At 73.6% G+C, this 22,155-nt stretch carries 20 protein-coding genes; 2 read left to right on the forward strand and 18 right to left on the reverse strand.

Annotated features, from left to right (window positions below; genetic code table 11):
- Positions 1-320: 320 nt before the first annotated feature.
- Genes J3P38_RS00005 through argC form a run of 9 tightly spaced genes read right to left on the reverse strand, consistent with a single transcriptional unit; the run spans position 321 to position 9,602 of the window.
- Positions 321-887 carry a DNA-3-methyladenine glycosylase gene (locus J3P38_RS00005; RefSeq protein WP_210502280.1) on the reverse strand — a complete coding sequence of 189 codons (567 nt, stop codon included), beginning with the start codon at positions 885-887 and terminating at the stop codon, positions 321-323.
- On the reverse strand, positions 871-2,310 hold the full coding sequence (argH, locus tag J3P38_RS00010) for an argininosuccinate lyase (protein ID WP_210502281.1): 1,440 nt from the start codon (positions 2,308-2,310) through the stop codon (positions 871-873). The genes J3P38_RS00005 and argH overlap by 17 nt, the downstream gene beginning before the upstream one ends.
- Entirely contained in the window at positions 2,310-3,752 is a 1,443-nt protein-coding gene (gene argG / locus J3P38_RS00015) for an argininosuccinate synthase (protein WP_210437505.1), read from the reverse strand. Before argG ends, argH begins: the two co-directional genes overlap by 1 nt.
- The gene (locus J3P38_RS00020; RefSeq protein ID WP_210502282.1) at positions 3,749-4,342 is read right to left on the reverse strand and encodes an arginine repressor; all 594 of its coding nucleotides are present in this window, start codon (positions 4,340-4,342) and stop codon (positions 3,749-3,751) included. Before J3P38_RS00020 ends, argG begins: the two co-directional genes overlap by 4 nt.
- A complete protein-coding gene (gene argF, locus J3P38_RS00025; RefSeq protein WP_210502283.1) occupies positions 4,339-5,262 on the reverse strand; it encodes an ornithine carbamoyltransferase in 924 nt (307 codons plus the stop codon). The genes J3P38_RS00020 and argF overlap by 4 nt, the downstream gene beginning before the upstream one ends.
- On the reverse strand, positions 5,259-6,473 hold the full coding sequence (locus J3P38_RS00030) for an acetylornithine transaminase (protein ID WP_307807603.1): 1,215 nt from the start codon (positions 6,471-6,473) through the stop codon (positions 5,259-5,261). The genes argF and J3P38_RS00030 overlap by 4 nt, the downstream gene beginning before the upstream one ends.
- Positions 6,470-7,426 carry an acetylglutamate kinase gene (gene argB / locus J3P38_RS00035; RefSeq protein WP_210502284.1) on the reverse strand — a complete coding sequence of 319 codons (957 nt, stop codon included), beginning with the start codon at positions 7,424-7,426 and terminating at the stop codon, positions 6,470-6,472. Before argB ends, J3P38_RS00030 begins: the two co-directional genes overlap by 4 nt.
- A complete protein-coding gene (gene argJ, locus J3P38_RS00040) occupies positions 7,423-8,574 on the reverse strand; it encodes a bifunctional glutamate N-acetyltransferase/amino-acid acetyltransferase ArgJ (protein ID WP_210502285.1) in 1,152 nt (383 codons plus the stop codon). Before argJ ends, argB begins: the two co-directional genes overlap by 4 nt.
- A complete protein-coding gene (argC, locus tag J3P38_RS00045) occupies positions 8,574-9,602 on the reverse strand; it encodes an N-acetyl-gamma-glutamyl-phosphate reductase (RefSeq protein ID WP_210502286.1) in 1,029 nt (342 codons plus the stop codon). The genes argJ and argC overlap by 1 nt, the downstream gene beginning before the upstream one ends.
- Positions 9,603-9,690: 88 nt before the next feature.
- Between argC and J3P38_RS00050 the strand changes: the two genes are divergently transcribed.
- Together J3P38_RS00050 and J3P38_RS00055 are read left to right on the forward strand one after the other, a co-directional pair.
- Positions 9,691-10,506 carry a maleylpyruvate isomerase family mycothiol-dependent enzyme gene (locus tag J3P38_RS00050; protein ID WP_307807604.1) on the forward strand — a complete coding sequence of 272 codons (816 nt, stop codon included), beginning with the start codon at positions 9,691-9,693 and terminating at the stop codon, positions 10,504-10,506.
- Positions 10,507-10,579: 73 nt separating this feature from the next.
- Positions 10,580-11,998, forward strand: a complete 1,419-nt coding sequence (locus tag J3P38_RS00055; protein ID WP_210502288.1) for a hypothetical protein — start codon at positions 10,580-10,582, stop codon at positions 11,996-11,998.
- A gap of 73 nt (positions 11,999-12,071) precedes the next feature.
- On the opposite strand, the gene pheT is transcribed toward J3P38_RS00055, so the two are convergent.
- The 9 genes from pheT to J3P38_RS00100 form a co-directional block, all read right to left on the reverse strand.
- Positions 12,072-14,561: a phenylalanine--tRNA ligase subunit beta gene (pheT, locus tag J3P38_RS00060; RefSeq protein ID WP_210502289.1), complete on the reverse strand. Its 2,490-nt coding sequence runs from the start codon at positions 14,559-14,561 to the stop codon at positions 12,072-12,074.
- A 1-nt stretch (position 14,562) separates the two neighbouring features.
- Entirely contained in the window at positions 14,563-15,663 is a 1,101-nt protein-coding gene (gene pheS / locus J3P38_RS00065) for a phenylalanine--tRNA ligase subunit alpha (RefSeq protein WP_210502290.1), read from the reverse strand.
- Between the two features lie 182 nt (positions 15,664-15,845).
- The gene (locus J3P38_RS00070) at positions 15,846-18,449 is read right to left on the reverse strand and encodes a DUF4153 domain-containing protein (protein WP_210437515.1); all 2,604 of its coding nucleotides are present in this window, start codon (positions 18,447-18,449) and stop codon (positions 15,846-15,848) included.
- Entirely contained in the window at positions 18,446-19,180 is a 735-nt protein-coding gene (locus J3P38_RS00075) for a response regulator transcription factor (RefSeq protein ID WP_210502291.1), read from the reverse strand. Before J3P38_RS00075 ends, J3P38_RS00070 begins: the two co-directional genes overlap by 4 nt.
- Before the next feature lie 70 nt (positions 19,181-19,250).
- Positions 19,251-20,336: a sensor histidine kinase gene (locus J3P38_RS00080; RefSeq protein WP_307807605.1), complete on the reverse strand. Its 1,086-nt coding sequence runs from the start codon at positions 20,334-20,336 to the stop codon at positions 19,251-19,253.
- A 10-nt stretch (positions 20,337-20,346) separates the two neighbouring features.
- Positions 20,347-20,625, reverse strand: coding sequence for a DUF4031 domain-containing protein (locus tag J3P38_RS00085; protein ID WP_210437517.1), 279 nt, complete (start codon positions 20,623-20,625; stop codon positions 20,347-20,349).
- Positions 20,626-20,637: 12 nt separating this feature from the next.
- Positions 20,638-21,420: a TrmH family RNA methyltransferase gene (locus J3P38_RS00090; protein WP_210437518.1), complete on the reverse strand. Its 783-nt coding sequence runs from the start codon at positions 21,418-21,420 to the stop codon at positions 20,638-20,640.
- A gap of 5 nt (positions 21,421-21,425) precedes the next feature.
- Positions 21,426-21,812: a 50S ribosomal protein L20 gene (gene rplT / locus J3P38_RS00095; RefSeq protein WP_210437519.1), complete on the reverse strand. Its 387-nt coding sequence runs from the start codon at positions 21,810-21,812 to the stop codon at positions 21,426-21,428.
- A gap of 67 nt (positions 21,813-21,879) precedes the next feature.
- Complete coding sequence (locus J3P38_RS00100) at positions 21,880-22,092, reverse strand: large ribosomal subunit protein bL35 (RefSeq protein ID WP_090971167.1); 213 nt, start codon at positions 22,090-22,092, stop codon at positions 21,880-21,882.
- Between the last annotated feature and the right edge of the window lie 63 nt (positions 22,093-22,155).

The raw sequence follows: 22,155 nt of genomic DNA on the forward strand, positions 1-22,155 counted from the left end.
GAACCAGAACATGACGTCAACGGGGCATAACAAACTAATTCGTCGACTAATCAAACACACTGTTGAGTTCTCAAACATCAGACGCACCCGTTCCTCGCCGGCGTGGCCGGTCTGGTCGCGGGGCAACCTGGACTACGTTACCGGGCGCGGATCTCACCGTCAAACTCGTGAGCTCGGCGCTTCGGTGGTGGTCGCAGCTGGTCTCCGCTTCAGCTGACCTTCGGGCCAGGAGGCGGCGCCGCTTGCGGCGACAGGTGAAACATTAGACGGTCCTCGGCGACGATGCAAAACCGGGGGTGCCGTTGACGCATAACCGCAGGTCAGAGCCCTGTGCGGCGTCGCGGCGCGGCCGGACGGTAGGTGCTGACCGTCGGGTCGCCGGTGATCCAGTAGCGCCACGGAAGCTCCGCCGCGAGGCGAAGACCCACGCGCGGGCCGGTGCTGACGTGCGCCGGGGGGTCGCCGCGCTCGAGCCGCGGGATCGCGCCGTTGTCGGCGAGGTCGATGCCGAGCACGCGGCACAGCCGCGCGGGACCACGGGCCAGGTCGCGGTCGGGGCCGGCCGGGCGGCGCTCCCGGGCCACCTCGTGGCCCCCGACCACCTCGCCGGCGCGCAGCAGGACCGCCCCCGGCGAGCCCTCCGGCCCGGTGACGAGGTTGGCGCAGTGGTGCATCCCGTAGATGAAGTACACGTAGAGACGGCCGGGCGGACCGAACATCACGGCGTTGCGCGGCGTCGGGCCCCGGAAGGCGTGGGAGCCGGGGTCGTCGGGACCGGCGTACGCCTCCACCTCGGTGAGCCGCACCGAGACGCCTCCGTGGGTGAGCACCGCCCCGAGCAGTCGCGGCGCGACCTCGAGCGGGTCGCCCTCAGCCCAGTCGGGCACGGTGGCGGGCGCTGGTGGAGCGGAGCGCGTCCAGCTGCTCCTGGACGCGGACCGGTGCGGTGCCCCCGCGACCCGCCCGCGACGCGACCGAGCCGTCGACGGTCAGGACGGCGCGCACCGCGGGGGTCAGCGACGGCGAGAGCGCGGCGAGCTGCTCGTCGGTGAGGTCGGGCAGGTCGCAGCCGAGCTCCTCGCAGCGGCGGACGCAGGCACCGGCCAGCTCGTGGGCGTCGCGGAACGGGACGCCCTGACGCACCAGCCACTCGGCGACGTCGGTGGCGAGGGAGAACCCCTGGGGCGCGAGCTCGGCCATCCGGTCGGCGTTGAAGGTCAAGGTGGCGACCATCCCGGTCATCGCGGGAAGCAGGACCTCGAGGGTCTCGACCGAGTCGAAGACGGGCTCCTTGTCCTCCTGCAGGTCCCGGTTGTAGGCCAGCGGGAGGCCCTTCAAGGTGGTCATCAGGCCGGCCAGGTTGCCGACGAGGCGCCCGGCCTTGCCCCGCGCGAGCTCGGCGATGTCGGGGTTCTTCTTCTGCGGCATGATGCTCGACCCGGTGGACCACGAGTCGTGCAGCGTCGCGAAGTCGAACTCGCGCGTGGTCCAGAGGATGACCTCCTCCGCGAGGCGCGAGAGGTCGACCCCGACCTGCGCGGTGACGAACGCGAGCTCCGCGGCGAAGTCGCGCGCGGCCGTGCCGTCGATGGAGTTGGCGGACGACCCGGTGAAGCCGAGCTCGGCGGCGACGGCCTCCGGGTCGAGGCCCAGCGTCTGGCCGGCGAGCGCGCCGGACCCGTACGGCGAGTCCGACGCCACGCGGCTGTCCCAGTCGCGCAGCCGCTCGACGTCGCGCACCAGGGGCCAGGCGTGCGCCAGCAGGTGGTGCGAGAGAAGGACCGGCTGCGCGTGCTGGAGGTGCGTCCGCCCGGGCATCACCGTGCTGCTCCCGTCGGGGTCGAGGTGGGCGGCCGCCTGCTCGGCGAGCACGTCGACGAGGTCGAGCACCAGACGCGCGATGGTGCCGGCGTGCTCGCGGAGGTACGCGCGGAACAGGGTCGCCACCTGGTCGTTGCGTGAGCGCCCGGCGCGCAGCCGTCCCCCCACCTCGGGACCGACCTCCTCGAGAAGGAGCCGCTCGAGGGCACCGTGGACGTCCTCGTCGCCGGGTGCCGGCGACAGCTGGCCGGCGGCGTACCGCTCACCGAGCACCGCCAGGCCGCGCAGCAGCTCGGAGTGGTCGGCGTCAGAGAGCAGTCCCGCCCGTCGGAGGGCGTTGGCGTGCGCACGCGACCCGGCGAGGTCGTAGGGCGTCAGCTGCCAGTCGAAGTGGGTCGAGCGCGACAGCGCCTGGAGCTCGGGAGACGGTCCGCTCGCGAAGCGACCGCCCCACAGCGCGCCCTCGTTGGTGGTGCCAGCCTCAGCCATCAGTCGGTCCCGAACTCCATCGCCGCGCTGTCCAGCGCCCTCTCGTCGAACTCGTCGTCGTCCGCCTTCGGGCCGGACGTGCCGGAGATCCGGTCGAAGCCGCCGGACTCGATAGCACCGTAGAGGGTGCCGTTCTCGACGAGCACCTGGCCCTGGTCCAGCGGCTGGGCGGCGTACTGCTCGAGCTTGGCGCGCGAGTCGGCGATGTCGAGGTTGCGCATGGTGAGCTGGCCGATGCGGTCGGTGGGACCGAAGGCGGCGTTCTCCGTGCGCTCCATGGAGAGCTTGTCCGGGTGGTAGGAGAAGGCCGGCCCGTCCGTGCGCAGCACGGTGTAGTCCTCGCCGCGGCGCAGGCGGAGGGTGACCTCCCCCGTGACCAGGGAGGCGATCCACCGCTGGACGGACTCGCGGATCATCAGCGCCTGGGGGTCGAGCCAGCGGCCCTCGTAGAGCAGCCGGCCGAGCTTGCGGCCCTCGTTGTGGTACTGCGCGACCGTGTCCTCGTTGTGGATCGCGTTGAGGAGCCGCTCGTAGGCGACGAACAGCAGCGCCATCCCGGGGGCCTCGTAGATGCCGCGCGACTTCGCCTCGATGATGCGGTTCTCGATCTGGTCGGACATGCCGAGCCCGTGGCGTCCCCCGATCGCGTTGACCTCGTGCACCAGCGCCACCGGGTCGTCGTGGTGCACGCCGTTGACCGCGACCGGCCGGCCCTGCTCGAAGCGGACCGTGACGTCCTCCGGCTCGATGTCGACCGAGGGGTCCCAGAACCTCACGCCCATGATCGGCTCGACGGTCTCGAGCGAGACGTCGAGGTGCTCGAGGGTCTTGGCCTCGTGGGTGGCGCCCCAGATGTTGGCGTCGGTGGAGTACGCCTTCTCCTGGCTGTCCCGGTAGGGCAGGCCGTGCTCGGTGAGCCAGGCGCTCATCTCGTGGCGGCCGCCGAGCTCGGTGACGAACGCGGCGTCGAGCCACGGCTTGTAGATGCGCAGGTCGGGGTTCGCGAGCAGGCCGTAGCGGTAGAACCGCTCGATGTCGTTGCCCTTGAACGTCGAGCCGTCCCCCCAGATGTTGACGCCATCGTCGTGCATCGCGCGGACGAGCATGGTGCCGGTGACGGCGCGGCCGAGCGGCGTGGTGTTGAAGTAGGCACGGCCGCCGGAGCGGATGTGGAAGGCGCCGCACGCGAGCGCGGCGAGGCCCTCCTCGACCAGCTGCTGCTTGCAGTCGACCGCGCGCGCCAGCTCGGCGCCGTACTGCAGCGCCCGGGACGGTACGCCGGAGATGTCCGGCTCGTCGTACTGGCCGATGTCGGCGGTGTAGGTGCACGGCACCGCTCCCCTGTCGCGCATCCAGGCGACCGCCACCGAGGTGTCGAGGCCGCCGGAGAACGCGATGCCGACGCGCTCGCCGACCGGGAGGGAGGTGAGGACCTTGCTCACTGGGAGTCCTTTTCGGGTGGGGTGTGCGGGAGGGAGCCGGCGCTGCCGGCCACGTCGTGGGGGTGGTGGGCGTCGTGGGGGTGGTGGGGGTGGTTGGCGAGGTCGAGGAAGCGCTGGGCGAGCGCGTCGCCACCTCCGGGGTCGCGGCCGATGAGCAGCACGGTGTCGTCGCCGGCGATGGTGCCGAGCACGTCGCCGAGCTCGGCCTTGTCGAAGGCGGAGGCGAGGAACTGCGCCGCGCCGGGCGGCGTGCGCAGCACGACGAGGTTGGCGCTGGCCTCGGCGCTGACGAGGAGCTCGGCGCACAGCCGGGCCAGCCGGTCGCGGCCGGCTGCGGTCTCGCGGGGAGCCGCGACCGACCGGTCACCGCCCTCCCCCGGCACCGCGTAGACCAGGGCGCCGTCGGCGCTGCGCACCTTGACCGCGTCGAGCTCGACGAGGTCGCGGCTGAGGGTCGCCTGCGTGACCCGGACGCCGTGGTCGCCGAGGAGCTCGGCCAGCTCGGTCTGCGAGCGGACCGGGTGCGCCGTCACGATGTCGATGATCCGCTGGTGGCGGGCGCTCTTGGTCAGGGGGGACACGGCGGTCATGATCGCTCCAGCAGCCAGGCGAGCACGGCCTTCTGGGCGTGGCGGCGGTTCTCCGCCTCGTCCCAGACCACCGACTGTGGGCCCTCGATGACCTCCTCGGCGATCTCCTTGCCGCGGTAGGCCGGCAGGCAGTGCATCACGACGGCGTCGGGCGCGGCGTGCGCGAGCAGGTCGTCGGTCACGCCGTAGGGCGGGAAGACCCGCAGCCGCTCCTGCGCCTCCTCCTCGCGCCCCATGCTCACCCAGGAGTCGGTGACGACGACGTCGGCGCCCTTCACCGCCTCCACCGCGTCGGTGGTGAGCTCCACCGAGCCGCCGGTGTCCTCGGCGATCTCCCGGGCCCGCGCGACCACGTGGGCGTCGGGGCTGTAGCCGTCGGGTGCCCCGACGACGACGTGCATCCCGGCGGACGCGCCGGCCAGCGCCCACGAGTTGCCCATGTTGCAGGCGCCGTCACCGACGAAGGCGACGCGCACGCCGGCCAGCCGCCCTTTGTGCTCGCGCACCGTCTGCAGGTCCGCGAGCAGCTGGCAGGGGTGGAAGTCGTCGGTCAGCGCGTTGAGCACCGGCACGCCGGCGTACGCCGCCATGGTGACGACGTCGCCCTGGTGGGCGGTGCGCCAGACGATCGCGGCGGCCTGCCTGCCGAGGATGCGGGCGACGTCCTCGACGCCCTCGCGCGAGCCCATGGCCGCGAGGCCCCCGTCGACCGTCATCGGGTTGCCGCCCAGCTCGGCGATGCCGGCCGCGAAAGACACCTGGGTCCGCAGCGTGGGCCGGTCGAAGACCAGGGCGACGGTGCGCGGGCCGCGCAGCGGCTGGGCGTCGAAGGGCGCAGCCTTCATCCGGTCGGCCAGGTCGAGGACCTCGAGCAGCTCGGACGGCGAGAGGTCGTCGTCGCGGAGGAAGTGGCGCGTCATCGGGTGGTCTCCGGGTTCGTGTGGGCGACCGCGGCGCGGGCGGCGTCGAGGATCGCGGGCAGGGCGGCGTCGAGCGCGTCGAGGTCGGCCGCGCTGATCACCAGCGGTGGCACGAAGCGCAGGCGGCTCGGACCGGTGGCGTTGAGGATGAAGCCGGCCGAGCGGCCGGCCGCGACGACCTCGGCGGCGTACGGGCCGTCGAGCTCGGCGCCGCGCATCAGTCCGGCGCCGGTCACCTCGACGACGCCGACCTGCCCTCGCAGCACGGCGGCCAGCTGCTCGCCGCGGGCGACGGCGGCGCCGAGCAGGCCGTCGGCCTCGATCGTGCGGAGGACGGCGAGCGCGGCCGCGGCGGCGACGGGGTTCCCGCCAAAGGTGGTGCCGTGGTTGCCCGGCTGCAGCAATGCGCCCGCCGGTCCCCTGGCGACGGTGGCGCCGATGGGCATGCCGCCGCCGAGGCCCTTGGCCAGGGTGACCACGTCGGGCTCGACGCCCTCGAGGTGGTGGTGGGCGAACCAGGCTCCCGTGCGCCCGATGCCGGTCTGCACCTCGTCGAGCCACAGCAGCGCGCCGCTGCCGCGGGCGATCCGCTGGGCGGCGGCGAGGTAGTCCGGGGACGGGACGACGACGCCCGCCTCGCCCTGCACCGGCTCGAGCACGACCGCGGCGACCGTGTCGTCGACGGCCGCCTCGAGCGCGGCCACGTCGTCGTAGGGCACGAACGTGACCTCGCCGGGCAGCGGCGCGAACGGCTCGCGGTACGCGGCCTTGGAGGTGAGCGCGAGGGCTCCCATGGTGCGACCGTGGAACGAGCCCTCGGCTGCCACGAGCCGGGTGCGGCCGGTGCGGCGGGTCAGCTTGAGCGCCGCCTCGTTGGCCTCCGCGCCGGAGTTGCTGAGGAAGACGCGACCCTCGGACCAGCCGAGCAGGCCGAGCAGCTGCTCGGCGAGCGCCACCTGCGGCTCGGTGGCGAAGAAGTTGCTGACGTGCCCGAGCGTCGAGAGCTGGGTGGTGACCGCCTCGACGAGGGCGGGGTGGGCGTGCCCGAGGGAGTTCACGGCGATGCCGCCGAGCAGGTCGACGTACTCGCGGCCGTCGGCGTCCCAGACGTGGGCGCCCGCGCCGCGGACCAGCGCCAGCGCAGGCGGGCCGAAGGTGTTCATCACGGCGCCGGCGTAGCGCTCCTGGATGGTCGTGGCCGGTGCGTTCACGACGCGTCCTCCGTGGCGTAGGGCTTGCGCAGCCGGGTGGTGGCGCCGGGCAGCACCTGCGTGCCGACGCCCTCGTCGGTGAAGATCTCGAGCAGGACGGCGTGCGGCTCGCGTCCGTCGACGACGGTGGCGCGCGGGACTCCCCCGGTCACCGCCTCGTAGCAGGCCTGCATCTTCGGGACCATGCCGGCGTCGAGGCTGGGCAGCATCTCGCCCAACGCCTCCGGGCTGATCTCCTGGATGAGGTCGTCGGAGTTGCCGTAGTCGCGGTAGAGGCCCTCCACGTCGGTGAGCACCAGGAGCTTCTCGGCGCCGAGCGCGACGGCCAGCGCGGCGGCGGCCGTGTCGGCGTTGACGTTGTGGACCCGGCCGTGGACGTCGGGGGCGACGGAGCTCACGACCGGAACCCGCCCGGCCTCGATGAGGTCGAGGACGGCCTCGGGGCGCACGTCGGCCACCTCGCCCACCAGGCCGAGGTCGACCTCTTCGCCGTCGACCGTCGTGCTCGTGGGACGCGCGGTGAAGAGGCCGGCGTCCTCCCCGGACAGGCCGACGGCCAGCGCGCCGTGCTGGTTCACCAGGCCGACCAGCTCGCGCTGCACCTGGCCGACGAGCACCATCCGCACGACGTCCATCGCCTCGGGCGTGGTGACGCGCAGGCCGCCGCGGAACTCCGACTCGATGCCGAGCTTGTCGAGCATCCGGGAGATCTGCGGTCCGCCGCCGTGGACGACGACCGGCTTGAAGCCGGCGAACCGGAGGAAGGCGATGTCCTCGGCGAAGGCGACCTTGAGCGAGTCGTCGGTCATCGCGTTGCCGCCGTACTTCACCACGATGGTCCGGCCGTGGTAGCGCTTGAGCCACGGCAGGGCGGCGGCGAGCGTGCGGGCCTTGGCGGGGTCGGGCCGCCTGGGGTGCTGGTCGACGGTGGGCTCGGTGCTGGTCGGGCTCATGAGCTGTAGGCGCTGTTCTCGTGGACGTAGGCGTGGGTGAGGTCGTTGGTCCAGACGGTGGCGCGGGCGTCACCGGACTTGAGGTCGATGGTCACCGTGACCTCGCGCCCGGTCAGGTCGACGCCGGCTGGGTCCTCGGCCGGGGTGGACTGCCGGCAGACCCAGACGCCGTTCATCGCGACGTCGAGGTCCGCGGGGTCGAACTGCGCGCTGGTCGTGCCGATGGAGGCGAGCACGCGGCCCCAGTTGGGGTCGTTGCCGAAGATCGCGGCCTTGAACAGGTTGCTGCGCGCGACGCTGCGGCCTACCTCGACGGCGTCCTCCTCCGACGCCGCGTGGACGGTGGTGATCGCGATCTCGTGGTCGGCGCCCTCTGCGTCCTGGAGCAGCTGCATGGCCAGGTCGGCGCAGGCCTGGGTGAGGGCGGCGGTGAAGTCCTCGGGCGTCGGCGTGATGCCGCTGGCCCCGCTGGCCATGACGGTGACGGTGTCGTTGGTCGACATGCAGCCGTCGGAGTCGAGGCGGTCGAAGGTGACGCGGGTCGCGGCCCGGAGCGCGGCGTCGAGGTCGCTCGCGGGCACCACGGCGTCGGTGGTGAGCACGACGAGCATCGTGGCCAGCTGCGGGGCGAGCATCCCGGCGCCCTTGGCCATGCCCCCGATCGACCACCCGGCGCCCTCGACGACGGTGTTCTTGCTGACCGAGTCGGTGGTCATGATCGCCTCCGCCGCCGCTGCTCCCCCGTCGGCGGACAGCGCGGCGGTGGCGGCCTCGACCCCCTCGAGCAGGTCGTCGCGGTCGTTGGCGAGCCCGATGAGGCCGGTGGAGCACACCACGACGTCGATCGCGCCGATGCCGAGGCCCTCGGCGACCTTCTCGGCGACCGCGTGCGTGGTCTGGAAGCCGTCCGGACCGGTGTAGCAGTTGGCGCCGCCGGAGTTGAGGACGACGGCGCGCACGACGCCGTCCTTGACGACCTCCTGGCTCCACAGCACGGGGTTGGCCTTGCAGCGGTTGGTCGTGAAGACGGTGGCCGAGTCGTGGGCGGGGCCCTCGTTGACGACCAGGGCGAGGTCCGGGGCGCCGGTGGACTTGAGTCCGGCCGCGACGCCGGCGGCGGTGAAGCCGCTGGGGTGGGTGACGCTCATCAGGGGGCGAGTCCGATCGTGGAGAGCCCGGTGGCCTCGTCGAGGCCCAGGGCGAGGTTCATGCACTGGACGGCGGCGCCGGCGGTGCCCTTGGTCAGGTTGTCGACCACGGCCACCGCCACGAGTCGTCGGGCCCGCTCGTCGACGGCGACCTGGACCTGGACCGCGTTGGAGCCCAGCACGGACTGGGTCTGCGGCCACCGGCCCTCCGGGAGGAGGTGCACGAACGGCTCAGCGTCGTACGCCCCGGCGTAGGCGTCGCGGACCTGCTCCGGGCTGACGCCGTCCAGCAGCGGCGCCTGCACGGTCGCGAGGATGCCGCGCGACATCGGGACCAGGAGCGGCGTGAACCCGACCCGCACGGCCGCGCCGTGGACGCCGCTGAGGTTCTGCACGATCTCGGGGGTGTGCCGGTGCACGCCACCGACGCCGTACGCGCTGGCGTTGCCCATCACCTCGCTGCCGAGCAGGTGCGGCTTCGGCGCCTTGCCGGCACCGCTCGTGCCGGACGCGGCCACCACGGTGACGTCGGGCTGGACCAGGCCGGCGGCGAGCGCCGGCACGACGGCCAGCGTCGACACGGTCGGGTAGCAGCCCGGCACGGCAATCCGCCGTGCGGCGCGCAGCAGCTCGCGCTGGCCCGGCAGCTCGGGGAGGCCGTAGGGCCAGGACCCCGCGTGCTCACCGCCGTAGAACGCCCGCCACTCCTCGGGGTCCGTCAGCCGGAAGTCGGCGCCGCAGTCGACGACCACCGTGTCCTCGCCGAGCGCCTGTGCGATCGCCGCGGACTGGCCGTGCGGCAGGGCGAGGAACACGACGTCGTGACCCGAGAGGACGTCCACCGACGTGGCCTCGAGGACCCGGTCGGCCAGTGGCAGGAGGTGCGGCTGCAGCGCGCCGAGCCGCTCGCCCGCGTTCGAGCCCGCCGTGAGCGCGCCGACCTCGACGCCGGGGTGCCCGGCCAGCAGGCGCAGCACCTCGCCTCCGGCGTACCCGCTGGCTCCCGCGACGGCTACTGATGCGGTCATGTGCATGACTATACATGGCCCTGCATGGTCCCTCGATCGGGCCCCGAACTCGGAGGCACGGTCCGGCCGCCTCGCCTACGGTGCAGGGGTGAGCACACCTCCCACCCGCCTGTCCCCCGACGCCTACCTCGACCACCTCCGCAGGGAGTCCGCGCGCTTCCGCGAGGTGCTCACGGACTGCGACCCCGCCGCCGGTGTCCCGTCGTGCCCCGACTGGGACGCCGCGGACCTGCTGTGGCACCTCGCCACCGTGCAGAGGTGGTGGACCGAGGTGCTGCGCGCCCGACCCGCGCGACCCGACGAGATCGACCCGCCTCGTCCCGGGACGTACGACGAGCTGCTCACCACCTACGACGACTGGTCGCGCGGGCTGGCAGAGGTGCTCGAGGCCGCGGACTCCGCCGACGAGGCGTGGAACTGGTCCGACGACCACACGGTCGGCTTCATCCTGCGACGGCAGGCCCACGAGGCGCTGGTCCACCGGGTCGACGCCGAGCAGGCGGCGGGCGTGGCCAGCGAGCTCGACCCCGTGCTCGCCGCGGACGGCGTCCACGAGTGCCTCGACGTGATGTACGGCGGGATGCCCGCTTGGGGGTCGTGGGAGCCGGGCGAGGGCCTGGTCCGGGTGGACGTCACCGACACCGGGCACGGGTTCTGGCTGCGGCTGGGCACGTTCTCCGGCACCGACCCCGACAGCGGGACGTCGTACGCCGACGAGGAGGACTTCCACGTCGTGCCGGCGCCGGAGGACGAGGACACGGAGCCCGACGTGGTCGTCGACGGGACGGCGCAGGCGCTCGACCTGTGGCTCTGGAGCCGGGCCGACGACACGGAGGTCTCCGCCGCGGGCGACCCGGACGTCCTGGCGCGGTTCCGTGCGGTCGTGACCTCGCCGATCACCTGATCGCCCGCGCCTGCAACCTTCTGCTCCCGCACGACGTCTCCTCTGCCGACGCCACGAAGAGGGAGGCCGCACCATGACCCGCACCCGCACGACCACCGCTGCCCTGGCCTGCGCCCTGCTGGGCGCCACGCTGTCGGTGACCGCCACGCCGTCCGCCGGGGCGGCTGCGACGACGTGCCAGGGCAGGCCGGTCACGGTCGTGGGCACCGGCACGGAGGGGGATGACGTCCTCCTGGTCGAGGCCGTCCCGGACGCGGGCCCCACGGCGTACGACGGCAAGGGAGGCGACGACCTCATCTGCATCCGCTCGGGGCTGCAGGACGAGATCTACACGATCACGGTGAGCGCGGGAGCGGGCGACGACACGGTCGTCAACGAGGTGTCGGACGACGACGTGTGGGTCACCACGGTGCTGGGCGCGGGATCGGACACCTACGTCGGGCTCGATCGCGCCATCCCGGACGACCCGAAGGCCTCGCCGTTCCACGAGACGGTCTTCGCCGGCGAGCACGACCTTACCCACGCGGGCCTCGGCGAGACGCTCGACACCGAGCCGGACACGATCGACACCGGGGCGGGCGAGGACGTCGTCCACTCCGGTTCGACCGCGCCGGGCGCGACCAACGGCGACGTCGTCCGCCTCGGCCCGGGAGCCGACCGCCTGAGCTGGGGCGGCGAGCAGACCGGTGTCCTCGACACGGGTGCCGGTGGCGACCACCTGGAGGTCCACCCCGGCTGGCAGGGCACCGACGTGGCCGTCGACGCCGCGGCCGGCGTGGCGACCGTCGACGGCCGGTCGGTCCTGCGGTGGACGGGCGAGGTCGCCACCTACACCCTGATGCTGGACAACCCGGTCGTGTCGTTCGTCGGCTCCGACGCCGACGAGTCCCTCTACCTGTCCGCGGCGGCCTCCACCCCGCCTGCGGCGGGCACGGGCCGCCGTTCCGTGTCGATGGGCGCGGGCGACGACCACCTCCGTCTCGGCGTCCGTGGCTCCGGATCCGTCGACGGGGGGCCGGGACGGGACACGTACAGCTCCACCGGCTGCGGACGGGCGCACGTCACCTTCGGTGGGTCCTTCGTCTGCACGCCGTCCGACGAGCAGTCCACCTACGCGTTCGCGTTCGACCGGTGGGAGGACCTCCTCGTCGGGGGCGGCGCCGTGACGGTGGTCGGCAGCCCGCGCGCGGAGAAGGTCAAGGTCGTCGCCACCCGCATCCGGGTGCGTGGGCTCGGCGGGGACGACGTGCTCAACGCCAACGCCGTCCAGGGCCCCGGTCGGCCGGTGGTCCTGTCGGGCGGCCGTGGCGACGACCGCGTGGTCGGCAGCTACGCCCGGGACCGGCTCCTGGGCGGACGCGGTGACGACAAGCTGTTCGGCGACTCCCGTGGCGACGACATCCTGGGGGGACCGGGTCGTGACCGCGCCTTCGGACAGCACGGGCGCGACCGGTGCGTCGCGGAGGAGCGCCGCTCCTGCGAGCGGCGCTGACCACCGGCGGGACGAGCACCAGACGTGCGCACCGGGCCTCGAGTCCCAGGGGATTCGAGGCCCGCGGCCGTCGTCACGCGCGCTGCGTGGCGCCCGTCCGCTCGGCGGCGAGCGCGACGGCGGAGTCACGCGCCGCGGCCGCCTCGCCCTCCTTCAGCGTCCGGTCCGGCGCCCGGAACCGCAGGGCGTAGGCCAGCGACTTCCGGCCCGGCCCGACCTGCTCGCCGGTGTAGACGTCGAAGAGGCGGATCGACTCCAGCAGCTCGCCGGCGCCCTCGCGCAGCGCCTGCTCGACCTCCGCCGCGGGGACCCCGGTGTCGACCACGAGGGCGACGTCCTCCTTGGCGACCGGGTAGGAGGAGAAGCTCGGCGCCCGCCGGAGGTCGACGGCCCGCGCCATGAGCAGGTCGAGGTCGACCTCGGCTGCCACCGAGCGCTTCGGCAGGCCGAACGCCTGGCAGACCGTGGGGTGCACCTCGCCCGCGTGGCCGACGACCTCGCCGTCGACGGACAGCTCCGCGCAGCGGCCGGGGTGCCAGGGAGCGAGCTCGACGGCGGAGGCCGTGACCTCGAGGCCCAACGCCGCGGCGACGGAGCGGACCGCCTCGACGGCGTCGGCCCACGTGACCGGCCGGGACTCGCCCCACCAGCCGCCCGAGTCCGCGTCACCGGCCGCGACGACCGCCAGGTGGAGCGGCTGGGCCGGCAGGGCGGCGTCGAGCGCCGCGAACTCCTCGTCCGTGGGACGGCGGTCGACCGGGAGGATCGCCGCCGGACCGGCGTGCCGGGGCAGCGTGACGGTGGCGGTCTCGAAGATCGCCACGTCGTCGTTGCCGTGGCCGACGTTCTTGCCGGCCGTGCGGAGCAGGCCCGGGAGGAGCGTCGAGGTGAGGAAGCCGGCCTCGGCGTTGAGCGGGTTGGACAGCTCGAGCAGGTCGCGCCGCGGGTCGTCGGCGGTGAGGCCGAGGTCGTCGAGGTCCGACGCGCCGACGAACGGGAAGCTCACGACCTCCACGAAGCCCTCGCCCGCGAGCGTGCGCCCGATGCGGCGACGCAGCCGCTGCGCGCGCGTCAGGCCGCGACCGGACGGCGGGGTCGGCAGGACGGAGGGGATCGCGTCGTAGCCGACGAGTCGGATGACCTCCTCGGTGAGGTCCTGGGGGTCGGTGAGGTCGGGGCGCCACGGCGGCGGCACGACCTCGACGTCCGCTCCGTCGGCGTCGACGCGGCATCCCACCGCCTGCAGCGAGGCGACGACCGTCCGGGAGTCGATCGGTAGGCCGGCCACGCGCTGCGGCAGGTCGGCCGCCATCCGGATCGCGGGCACCGCGGGCGGGGAGCCGACGACGGTGACTCCGGGGTGGGCTTGGCCGCCGCCGTGCTCGACGAGGAGCTCGACGACGCGGTCGGCCGCGGCCTCGCAGATCGTCGGGTCGACGCCGCGCTCGTTGCGCCGGCCGGCCTCGGAGGTGATCTTGTGGCGACGACCGGTGCGGAACATCGACACGGCGTCCCAGTGGGCGGCCTCGACGAGGATCGAGGTCGTCGAGCCCGACATCTCCGTGGTCTCGCCACCCATGACGCCGCCGAGCCCGATGATGCCGGAGTCGTCGGTGACCACGAGGTCGGCGGGGTCCAGCTCGCGGGTCGTGCCGTCGAGGGTCGTCAGCCGCTCACCCTCGCGCGCCCGGCGTACGACGATCGCGCCCTGGACCTTGTCGGCGTCGTAGCCGTGGATGGGGCGGCCGGTCTCGAGCATCACGTAGTTGGTGACGTCGACGGCCAGGGAGATCGGCCGCATCCCGGCGGCGGTGATGCGCCGCACCATGAAGTCGGGCGTGGGTGCGGTCGGGTCGAATCCGGTGACCTTGCGGGCGACGAAGACCGGGCAGCCGGCGGGGTCCTCGACGACGACCGGGTGGCCGTCCGCGTTGGGCGCCGGGGTGTCGCGGACCGCTGGGTCGCGGAAGCGGTCGGCGCCCTCGACGGAGACCAGCGCCTCGCGCGCGATGCCCCGCAGCGACAGCGCGTAGGCGCGGTCGGGGTTGACCTCGAGCTCGATGACCTCCTCGTCGAGCCCGAGCACCGGGCGGACGTCCTGTCCCGGCTCGCCTGCGTCGGGGGGCAGCACGATGATGCCGTCGTGGTCCTCACCGAGGCCGAGCTCGCGGGCCGAGCAGATCATGCCGGCGGAGAGGTGGCCGTAGGTCTTGCGCGCACCGATCGCGAAGCCGCCGGGCAGCACGCCGCCGGGCAGCACGGTGACCACGAGGTCGCCGGGCGCGAAGTTGTGCGCTCCGCAGACGATGCCCTGCGGCTCGCCGGTCCCGTTGGCGTCGCCGACGTCGACGGTGCACCAGTTGATGGTCTTGCCGTTCTTCTGCGGCTCGGGCTCCATGGTGAGCACGCGCCCGATCACCAGCGGGCCGGTGATCTCGCGGCCCGGGCTCTCCACGGCCTCGAGCTTGAGGCCGGTGAGCGTGAGCCGACGGGTCAGCTCGTCGGTGGTGACGTGCGCGGGCACGTCGACGTAGTCCTTGATCCAGGACAGCGGCGCCTTCATCTCAGATCTCCGTCCCGAACGCCGAGTTCCACCGCACGTCGCCCTCGAAGAGCGGCCGCAGGTCCTCCAGGTGGTGGCGGAACATGAAGGAGCGGTCGATGCCCATGCCGAAGGCGAAGCCGGAGTAGACCTCCGGGTCGACTCCGCACGCCACGAGCACGCGCGGGTTGACCACGCCGCAGCCGCCCCACTCGATCCAGCCCTCGCCGCGGCACGTCCGGCACTCCGCCACGCCGTCGCCGCCGCGGCACACGAAGCAGCGGACGTCGACCTCCGCCGACGGCTCGGTGAAGGGGAAGTACGACGGGCGGAAGCGGGTGGTGATGCCGTCGCCGAAGAGCTGGGAGGCGAAGTGGTCGAGGGTGCCCTTGAGGTGGGCCATCGAGATGCCCTCGTCGACGACGAGGCCCTCGACCTGGTGGAACATCGGCGAGTGCGTGGCGTCGTACTCGTCGGTGCGGAAGACGCGACCCGGGCACACGACGTAGATCGGTGGCGTGCGGGTCAGCATGGTGCGGGCCTGCACCGGCGAGGTCTGGGTCCGCAGCACGACGTGGTCCTCGGCGGGCTCGGTCCAGAAGGTGTCCTGCATGGTGCGGGCCGGGTGGTCGGGCCCGAGGTTGAGCGCGTCGAAGTTGAGCCACTCGGCCTCCACCACGGGGCCCTCGGCGACCTCGTAGCCCATCGCCACGAAGAGGTCGGCGATCAGCTCGGACTGGAGGGTCAGCGGGTGGCGGCTGCCGCGCCGCCGGCGGGTGGTCGGCAGCGAGACGTCGACGGTCTCCTCGGCGAGCATCCGCTGCTCGTGCTCGGCCTCGAGCACGGCCTGGCGGGCCGCGAGCGCCTGGTTCACCGCCCCGCGGGCCTGGCCGACGCGCTGTCCGGCCTCCTTGCGCGCCTGCGGCGGCAGGGCGCCGATCTCGCGGTTGGCGAGCGCGAGCGGGGAGCGGTCCCCGGCGTGGTCGAGGCGCACCTGCTTCAGGGCGGCGAGGTCGGCGGCGCCGGCGATGGCGGCCAGGGCCGCCTCGCGCATCGCCTCGACCTCGTCGGCCTTGAGCGGGGTCACCTCGACAGGGTCGTAGTCGGTGTTGGGGCCGGACATGGCTCCCTTTCGAGCGGCGACGGAGGTTCGCCGCAGAGTCTAGAAGTGGACGGGCGTGGGGTCGCAGGGCACTCCCCGGACCCGGTGTGCGTCAGCTGCCCGACGGACCAGGTCCGGGGCGCAGAAATCGCAGGCTCGTGTCCACGGGCGCCATGGTACTCGTCGCTGCTCGTCGCTCGTCGTCACTGGTCGGGGTAGGCCGCCCACACGCCGCTGCAGCCGTCCTGCGCGTCGACCGGCGCCGCCGACAGGCCCAGGCCGGTCAGGGCGTCCTCCGCCCGCGAGCGCGACCAGTTCCACGCCCGCACGTCGCTGCGGACCTCGGGGTGCAGGCTGCCGGAGAGCAGGTCGGACAGCACGCAGCGAGCGACGTCCCGGGGCAGTCGCTCGGCGATCACCGGCGCCGCGTCGGCGGACAGTGTCCGGAGGTAGCGCAGGTCGAGGTGCCCCGTCGCCTCCCACCGGTCCAGGTTGCGCTCGGCCACCCACGCATCGGGGTTGACGGCCGCGAGCCCGACGAGCGCGACGGCGCCGGAGCCGAGCGCGATCCGGGGCAGCCATCGCCCGCGTCCGGCCGCGCCGGCCACCATGATCGCGAGCACCACGAAGCCGAGCCAGCCTTCGACGACGTCGACGAAGAGCCGCAGCGTGGTGAAGCCGTAGGCGTCCTGGTAGACGGCCATCCCGCGCAGCGCGGACGCGACGACGAGCAGGGTGAGGGTGCACAGCAGGCCGAGGGAGCCGAGCAGCCACCGGCGGTCCTCCGCGCTGTGGCCGGCCCGGCGGGCGGCGACCCACACCACCAGCACCGTCAGTGCGGTCGCGAGGGTGAGCTGGCCGAAGCCCTGGTGGACGAAGTCGGCGTAGGTCAGGCCGGTGGTGGCCTCGATGTAGTCGCGGCCGCCGATGAGCGCCCGGGCCTGGGCGGCCATGAACGCCACGAAGACGGCGTCCACGACGAGCACGGGCACCAGCCACTCGAACCGGTTCGCGAGGGCGGCAGGGCGGCGCCGGCTCAGCACCTCGACGTCGGCCGGGTTGAGCGCGAGGTACGCGGCGCCCAGGGTGGCGGCGAAGACGAAGCAGGCGAGGAACCCTCGCCCGACGACGTCGTTGAAGGTGAGGTTGGGCACGAGCCGGTCGACCCAGGAGCCGAAGACCGGGTTCGCGCTGGCGAAGATCGTGCCGAACACCGCGAGGCCGAGCAGGGACCACGCGGTCGTACGCACGACGGCGGGTGTGCGCGACTCCGGGCCGGCGAGCCGCAGCGTGCGCCCGAACCAGGGCAGGCCGCGGAGCGAGGCCAGCGGCCACGCGATGCCCGCGAGCACGGTGCCGCGCAGGGTGCGGGCACCCGTGACCCCGCTCAAGAACAGCGTCGCTGCGCAGAGGAGCCCGAGCATCTGGACCCACCAGGCGTCGAGCAGGGTCATCGGGAGCACGAGCAGGAGAGCCAGACCGGCGCAGGTGAGCGTCCAGGGGTCGTGCCGGTCGCGGGCGGTGAGGAGGGCCGCGGCGCCGCACACGACCGCGACGAGGGTCCAGGTCACTCCGACCTCGGTGAAGGACAGGGCGACGCCCGCGACGGCCCCCGCCACCGCGGCTGCCACGACCGTGCGCAGTCCCGACGGCGAGTCGGGCTCGGGCCAGAACCGGCCGAACAGCGCTTCCAGGCCCTGGGCGGGGCGCTCCGCCGGCGCCGGGACGGAGCGCGGCACCCGTGCCGGCGTAGCCCCGGCGGCGCGGGACCCGTCCGGAGGAGCGGCGTCGAGCGGCGTACGCCCCGACCCGTCCTGAACGGTCGCCGGCACGTGGAGCCGGAGGCGGGCACCCTGCCCGGATGCCGGGTCGAGGAAGCGCAGCGTGCCGCCGTGCAGCTGGGCCACCCACCGGGCCACCGCGAGCCCCAGGCCGGTGCCGCCCGCTCCGTCGGTGCCGAAGCGCTCGAAGACGCGCTCGCGGTCCTCCGGCGCGACTCCCCCGCCGTCGTCGGTCACCTCGAGCCACCAGCCCGCTCGCTCGCCGTGGTCCTGCCCGGCCACCACCCGGACGTCGGTGTCGGCCGGCGCGTGGCGGGCGGCGTTGTCGAGGACGTTGACGAGCAGCTGGCGCAGCCGGGTCGGGTCGGCGGTCACCACGAGCCGGTGCGGCACCCGGAGGTCGAAACCCCGGCTCCGGCCGGTCGCCCGGACCTGGCGGACGGACTCCTCGACCACGGTGCGCAGCGTGACGTCCTGGCGGTCGAGGTCGACCACGCCGGCCTCGAGGCGCGAGAGCTGCAGGAGGTCCTCGACGAGACCGCCGAGGCGCTGCGCCTCGTCGAGGGCGGCCCGGAGGTGCTCGGGGTCGGCGGGGACCACGCCGTCGGCGAGGTTCTCCAGCAGCGCGGTCATCGCCGTCAGCGGCGTGCGGAGCTCGTGGGACACGGTGGCGATCAGGTCCCGACGCTCCCGGTCGACCGTGGCGAGGTCCTCGGCCATGCGGTTGAAGGCGGCGGCGAGCTGCCCCACCTCGTCGGTGGCGTTCGTGCGCACGCGGCCCGAGTAGTCCCCCCGCGCCATCGCCCGCGAGACCTCGGTCATCCGGCGCAGTGGCGCCACCATGCCCGCCGCCAGCAGCTGGGTGACGCCGAGGGCCAGCGCGACACTGACCGGGAGGACGAGGACCGCCGGGACGTCGGCCGCGGAGCCGAGCAGGGTCAGCGCCACCGCGGTGACGACCGACGCCGCGACCAGCAGCCCGAGCTTGACCTTGAGGCTGGAGACGGTGTCGAGCCAGGCGCTCACGGGAGGTCCTCGAGCGCGTAGCCGACCCCGTGGACCGTGCGGATCCGCGCGGCGCCGACCTTGCTGCGCAGCGCCTTGACGTGGCTGTCGACGGTGCGGGTGGCACTCGCGCTGGCCCAGGCGTCGCCCCAGTCCCACACGTCGCGGAGCAGGCGCTCGCGGCTGAGCACCTGGCCCGGTGCACGGGCCAGGCAGTGCAGGAGGTCGAACTCGGTCGGGGTGAGGTGCACCGGCTCGCCCGCCACGGTCGTACGCCGGGCCCCGGGGTCGATCACCACGCCGCCGACCCCGATGACGGCCGGCCGCTCGTCGGCCAGGGCGGCCGCTCGCTCGACCCGTCGCAGCAGGGCGGCCACCCGCGCCACGACCTCGCGCATGGAGAACGGCTTGGTCAGGTAGTCGTCGGCGCCGACACCGAGGCCGACGAGCACGTCCGCCTCGTCGTCGCGGGCCGTCAGCATCAGCACGGGCACGGGCCGCGCCGCCTGGATGCGGCGGCACACCTCGAGACCGTCGAAGCCGGGCAGCATCACGTCCAGCAGCACCACGTCGGGACGGCTCGACGCAGCCAGGTCGACCGCGGACGGACCGTCGAAGGACTGCTCGACGACGTAGCCCTCGACGCGCAGGCGCTGGGCGAGGGCGTCGTTGATCGTGCGCTCGTCCTCGACCACGAGGACGGTCCGGGGGGCAGTCCACGAGGTGGTGCCCCGGGCGGCGCTCGACGTCATGCCCCGACCCTAGGAGCCCGAGCGGGTGGGAGCCGGGGACGACGCGTGAAGGTTGTGTGGAGGTCGGCCCTCACTCGGGCCGGAGGTCCTGGCACGGCCAGTCCACGTGGACCCGAGCGCCGCCGCCCGGGGCGTCGTCGATGGTGACCCAGCCGCCGTGCGCGCGGGCCAGCCCGCCCACGATGTACATCCCGAGACCGCTGCCGCCGGACTCGCCGGTGGTCCAGAACTTGGTGAACACCCGTCGGCGGAGCTCGGTCGGGATCCCCTCGCCCTCGTCGTCGACGGTGATCCGCACGCCGTCGAGCGCCTCGGATGCGGCGAGTCGCACGGTGACCTGGCCCTGGCCGTGGCGGACCGCGTTCTCGACGAGGTTGGTGACCACCTGGGTGAACTTGTCCGGATCCGCGAAGACGTCGGGCAGTCCCTCCTCCACCTCGACGCGGATCTCCCGGGCGGTGCCGGCCTCGATGGAGGCGACCACCCGTCGCACGAGGACCTCCGCGGACGACTCGCGCGGGTAGAGCTGGAGCCGGCCGGTGTCGATGCGGGCGACGTCGAGCAGCTCGGCGATGAGCCGGGCCAGCCGGTCGGCGTCGGCGTTCACCGTGGTGAGCATCAGCTTGCGCTGGTCGTCGTTGAGCTTGTCCCAGCGGTTGAGCAGCGCCTGCACGAAGCCCTTGACGCCGGTGAGCGGCGACCGCAGCTCGTGGGCGACCGTGGCGACGAGGTCGGAGCGGTCCCGGTCCAGCCGAGCGCGACCGCGCCCGCTGCGCAGGCCCACGGCGATGCCGACCACGGGTCCGAGCGGCACCTCGCGCACCAGGCGTGCGGTCGTGAGGACCTCGTGGCCCGACGCGTTGAGCCACGACTGCTCGGGGACGCCCCGGACGATCGAGATCGCGTCGAAGGGGCGGTTGACGTGGAGCCAGGTCCGCCCGTCCTGGTCGAGCAGCCGCAGCACGTCGGGGAGCGGCATGCCGAGCGCCTGCTCCGGGTCGACGCCCAGCAGCGCCGCCCCCTGGGCGTTGAGGATCGTCACGACGCCGTCGCGGCTCGCGCCGAGGACGCCGTCGGGGTAGAAGTCGGTCAGCGTGCGCAGCCGGCTCGGCCGGGCGCTCTCGACCCGGTGGCGCCTTGCATGGTCGTCCGACACGACCGCAACCCTAGTCGTGGGAGCGGTGGCGTGCGGCGGCCTTGGGCCGCCGCAGGCCGGCGGCGCGCAGCGCAGCCACCAGGTCGCGCGAGCTCACCGGGACGGCCCCCGCTGCCACGAGCGCCTCGTAGGCGTCCGCCGGCACGTCGTAGTGGTCACGGTCCCAGCCCCTGGCGGGGACGCCGTGCGCGGCGGCGAAGTCGTGCACCTCGTCGAAGGACGTGTCGCTCGCGAGGTGCGACCACAGCCGGTCCCAGCGCGGGACGGCCGGCGGGTCGATGAGGATCATGGTGCAGCGAGGCTAGCGCGGGCGGTGCGCCCGCGCCGTCGCGTAGAGGCAGACCGCCGCGGCGGTGGAGAGGTTCAGGCTCTCGGCACGACCGTGGATGGGGATGGCGACGCGGTGGTCGGCCAGTGCGGCGAGCTCGTCCGGCAGCCCCCAGGCCTCGTTGCCGAAGAGCCAGGCGGTCGGACCGCTGAGGTCGGCGTCGAAGAGGTCGACCTCGCCGGCGCCGTCGGCGGCGAGCACCGTCAGGCCGCGGCCCTGGGCGGCGCGGACGGCGACCGCCGGGTCGGGCTCCACGGCGATCGGGAGGTGGAACAGGCTGCCGACGGTGCTGCGGACGGTCTTGGGGTTGTAGGCGTCGACCGACTGGCCGGCCAGCACGACCGCGTCCGCACCGGCGGCGTCCGAGGTGCGGATGACGTTGCCGGCGTTGCCGGGGTCGCGCACGTCGGCGCAGATCGCGAGCAGGCGCGGGGACGACTCGAGCACGCGGTCGAGCGGGGCGTCGAGGTGGCGGCACAGCGCCACCAGTCCCGCCGGGGAGACCGAGTCGGACAGCGACGCGAGGGCCCGCTCGTCGACGAGGGTCACGGCGGCGCCGCCCAGGAGGTCGGCGTGCTGCTCGAGGGCGGTCGGCGTCGCGAAGACCTCGACGACGCAGCCCTCGACAGTCAGCGCCGCCTCGACGGCCTTCGGGCCGTCGGCGAGGAAGAGCCGCCGCTCGGTGCGTACCGAGCGGCGGCTCAGCTTGCGAGCCTCCTTGACGCGAGCGTTGCTCGCGGCGAGCGGAGTGCTCATTGTGCTCAGGCGGAGACCTTGGGCGCGTTGACGTCCTCGGGCAGCGCGGCCTTGGCGGCCTCGACGAGCGCGGCGAACGCCGGCGCGTCGTTGACGGCGAGCTCGGCGAGGATCTTGCGGTCGACCTCGATGCCGGCCAGGCCGAGGCCCTGGATGAACCGGTTGTAGGTGATGCCGTTGGCGCGGGCGGCAGCGTTGATGCGCTGGATCCACAGCTTGCGGAAGTTGCCCTTGTTCTTGCGGCGGTCGTTGTAGCTGTAGACCAGGGAGTGGGTGACCTGCTCCTTGGCCTTGCGGTAGAGCCGCGAGCGCTGGCCGCGGTAGCCGCTCGCGCGGTCGAGGGTGGTACGACGCTTCTTCTGGGCGTTCACTGCGCGCTTGACGCGTGCCATGGTGCTACTCCTTGATGCAGGGGAAATTCAGGCGGACGGGCGGCTGAGCCACCAGGTGGGGTCAGGCTCAGATGCCGAGCATCTTCTTGGCGCGAGCGACGTCGCCCTTCTCGAGCTCCACCATGCCGGCGTTGCGGCGGTGCTTCTTGCGGCTGCCGGTGGTGGGGGCGGACGCGAACGCAGCGCCGGACTTGCGGCCGGCCTGCAGACGCATGATCTTGCCCGAGCCGGTCACCTTGAAGCGCTTCTTGGCGCCCGAGTGGGTCTTGTTCTTCGGCATGTGTCTGCCTCAACTTCCTTGTGCGTGGTTCGGGGTTCTTGGGGGTCGTCACGGACCCGGCTG

Source organism: Nocardioides xinjiangensis (genome assembly GCF_017916455.1).
In the GTDB taxonomy this organism is placed as follows: Bacteria; Actinomycetota; Actinomycetes; order Propionibacteriales; family Nocardioidaceae; genus Nocardioides; species Nocardioides xinjiangensis.

Coding starts and splice junctions, on each gene's coding strand:
- argH (WP_210502281.1), bottom strand. CDS start 2,310: ATGGCTGAGGCTGGCACCACCAACGAGGGCGCGCTGTGGGGCGGTCGC.
- J3P38_RS00020 (WP_210502282.1), bottom strand. CDS start 4,342: ATGACCGCCGTGTCCCCCCTGACCAAGAGCGCCCGCCACCAGCGGATC.
- argF (WP_210502283.1), bottom strand. CDS start 5,262: ATGACGCGCCACTTCCTCCGCGACGACGACCTCTCGCCGTCCGAGCTG.
- argB (WP_210502284.1), bottom strand. CDS start 7,426: ATGAGCCCGACCAGCACCGAGCCCACCGTCGACCAGCACCCCAGGCGG.
- argJ (WP_210502285.1), bottom strand. CDS start 8,574: ATGAGCGTCACCCACCCCAGCGGCTTCACCGCCGCCGGCGTCGCGGCC.
- argC (WP_210502286.1), bottom strand. CDS start 9,602: ATGACCGCATCAGTAGCCGTCGCGGGAGCCAGCGGGTACGCCGGAGGC.
- J3P38_RS00055 (WP_210502288.1), top strand. CDS start 10,580: ATGACCCGCACCCGCACGACCACCGCTGCCCTGGCCTGCGCCCTGCTG.
- pheT (WP_210502289.1), bottom strand. CDS start 14,561: ATGAAGGCGCCGCTGTCCTGGATCAAGGACTACGTCGACGTGCCCGCG.
- pheS (WP_210502290.1), bottom strand. CDS start 15,663: ATGTCCGGCCCCAACACCGACTACGACCCTGTCGAGGTGACCCCGCTC.
- J3P38_RS00075 (WP_210502291.1), bottom strand. CDS start 19,180: ATGACGTCGAGCGCCGCCCGGGGCACCACCTCGTGGACTGCCCCCCGG.
- J3P38_RS00085 (WP_210437517.1), bottom strand. CDS start 20,625: ATGATCCTCATCGACCCGCCGGCCGTCCCGCGCTGGGACCGGCTGTGG.
- J3P38_RS00090 (WP_210437518.1), bottom strand. CDS start 21,420: ATGAGCACTCCGCTCGCCGCGAGCAACGCTCGCGTCAAGGAGGCTCGC.
- rplT (WP_210437519.1), bottom strand. CDS start 21,812: ATGGCACGCGTCAAGCGCGCAGTGAACGCCCAGAAGAAGCGTCGTACC.
- J3P38_RS00100 (WP_090971167.1), bottom strand. CDS start 22,092: ATGCCGAAGAACAAGACCCACTCGGGCGCCAAGAAGCGCTTCAAGGTG.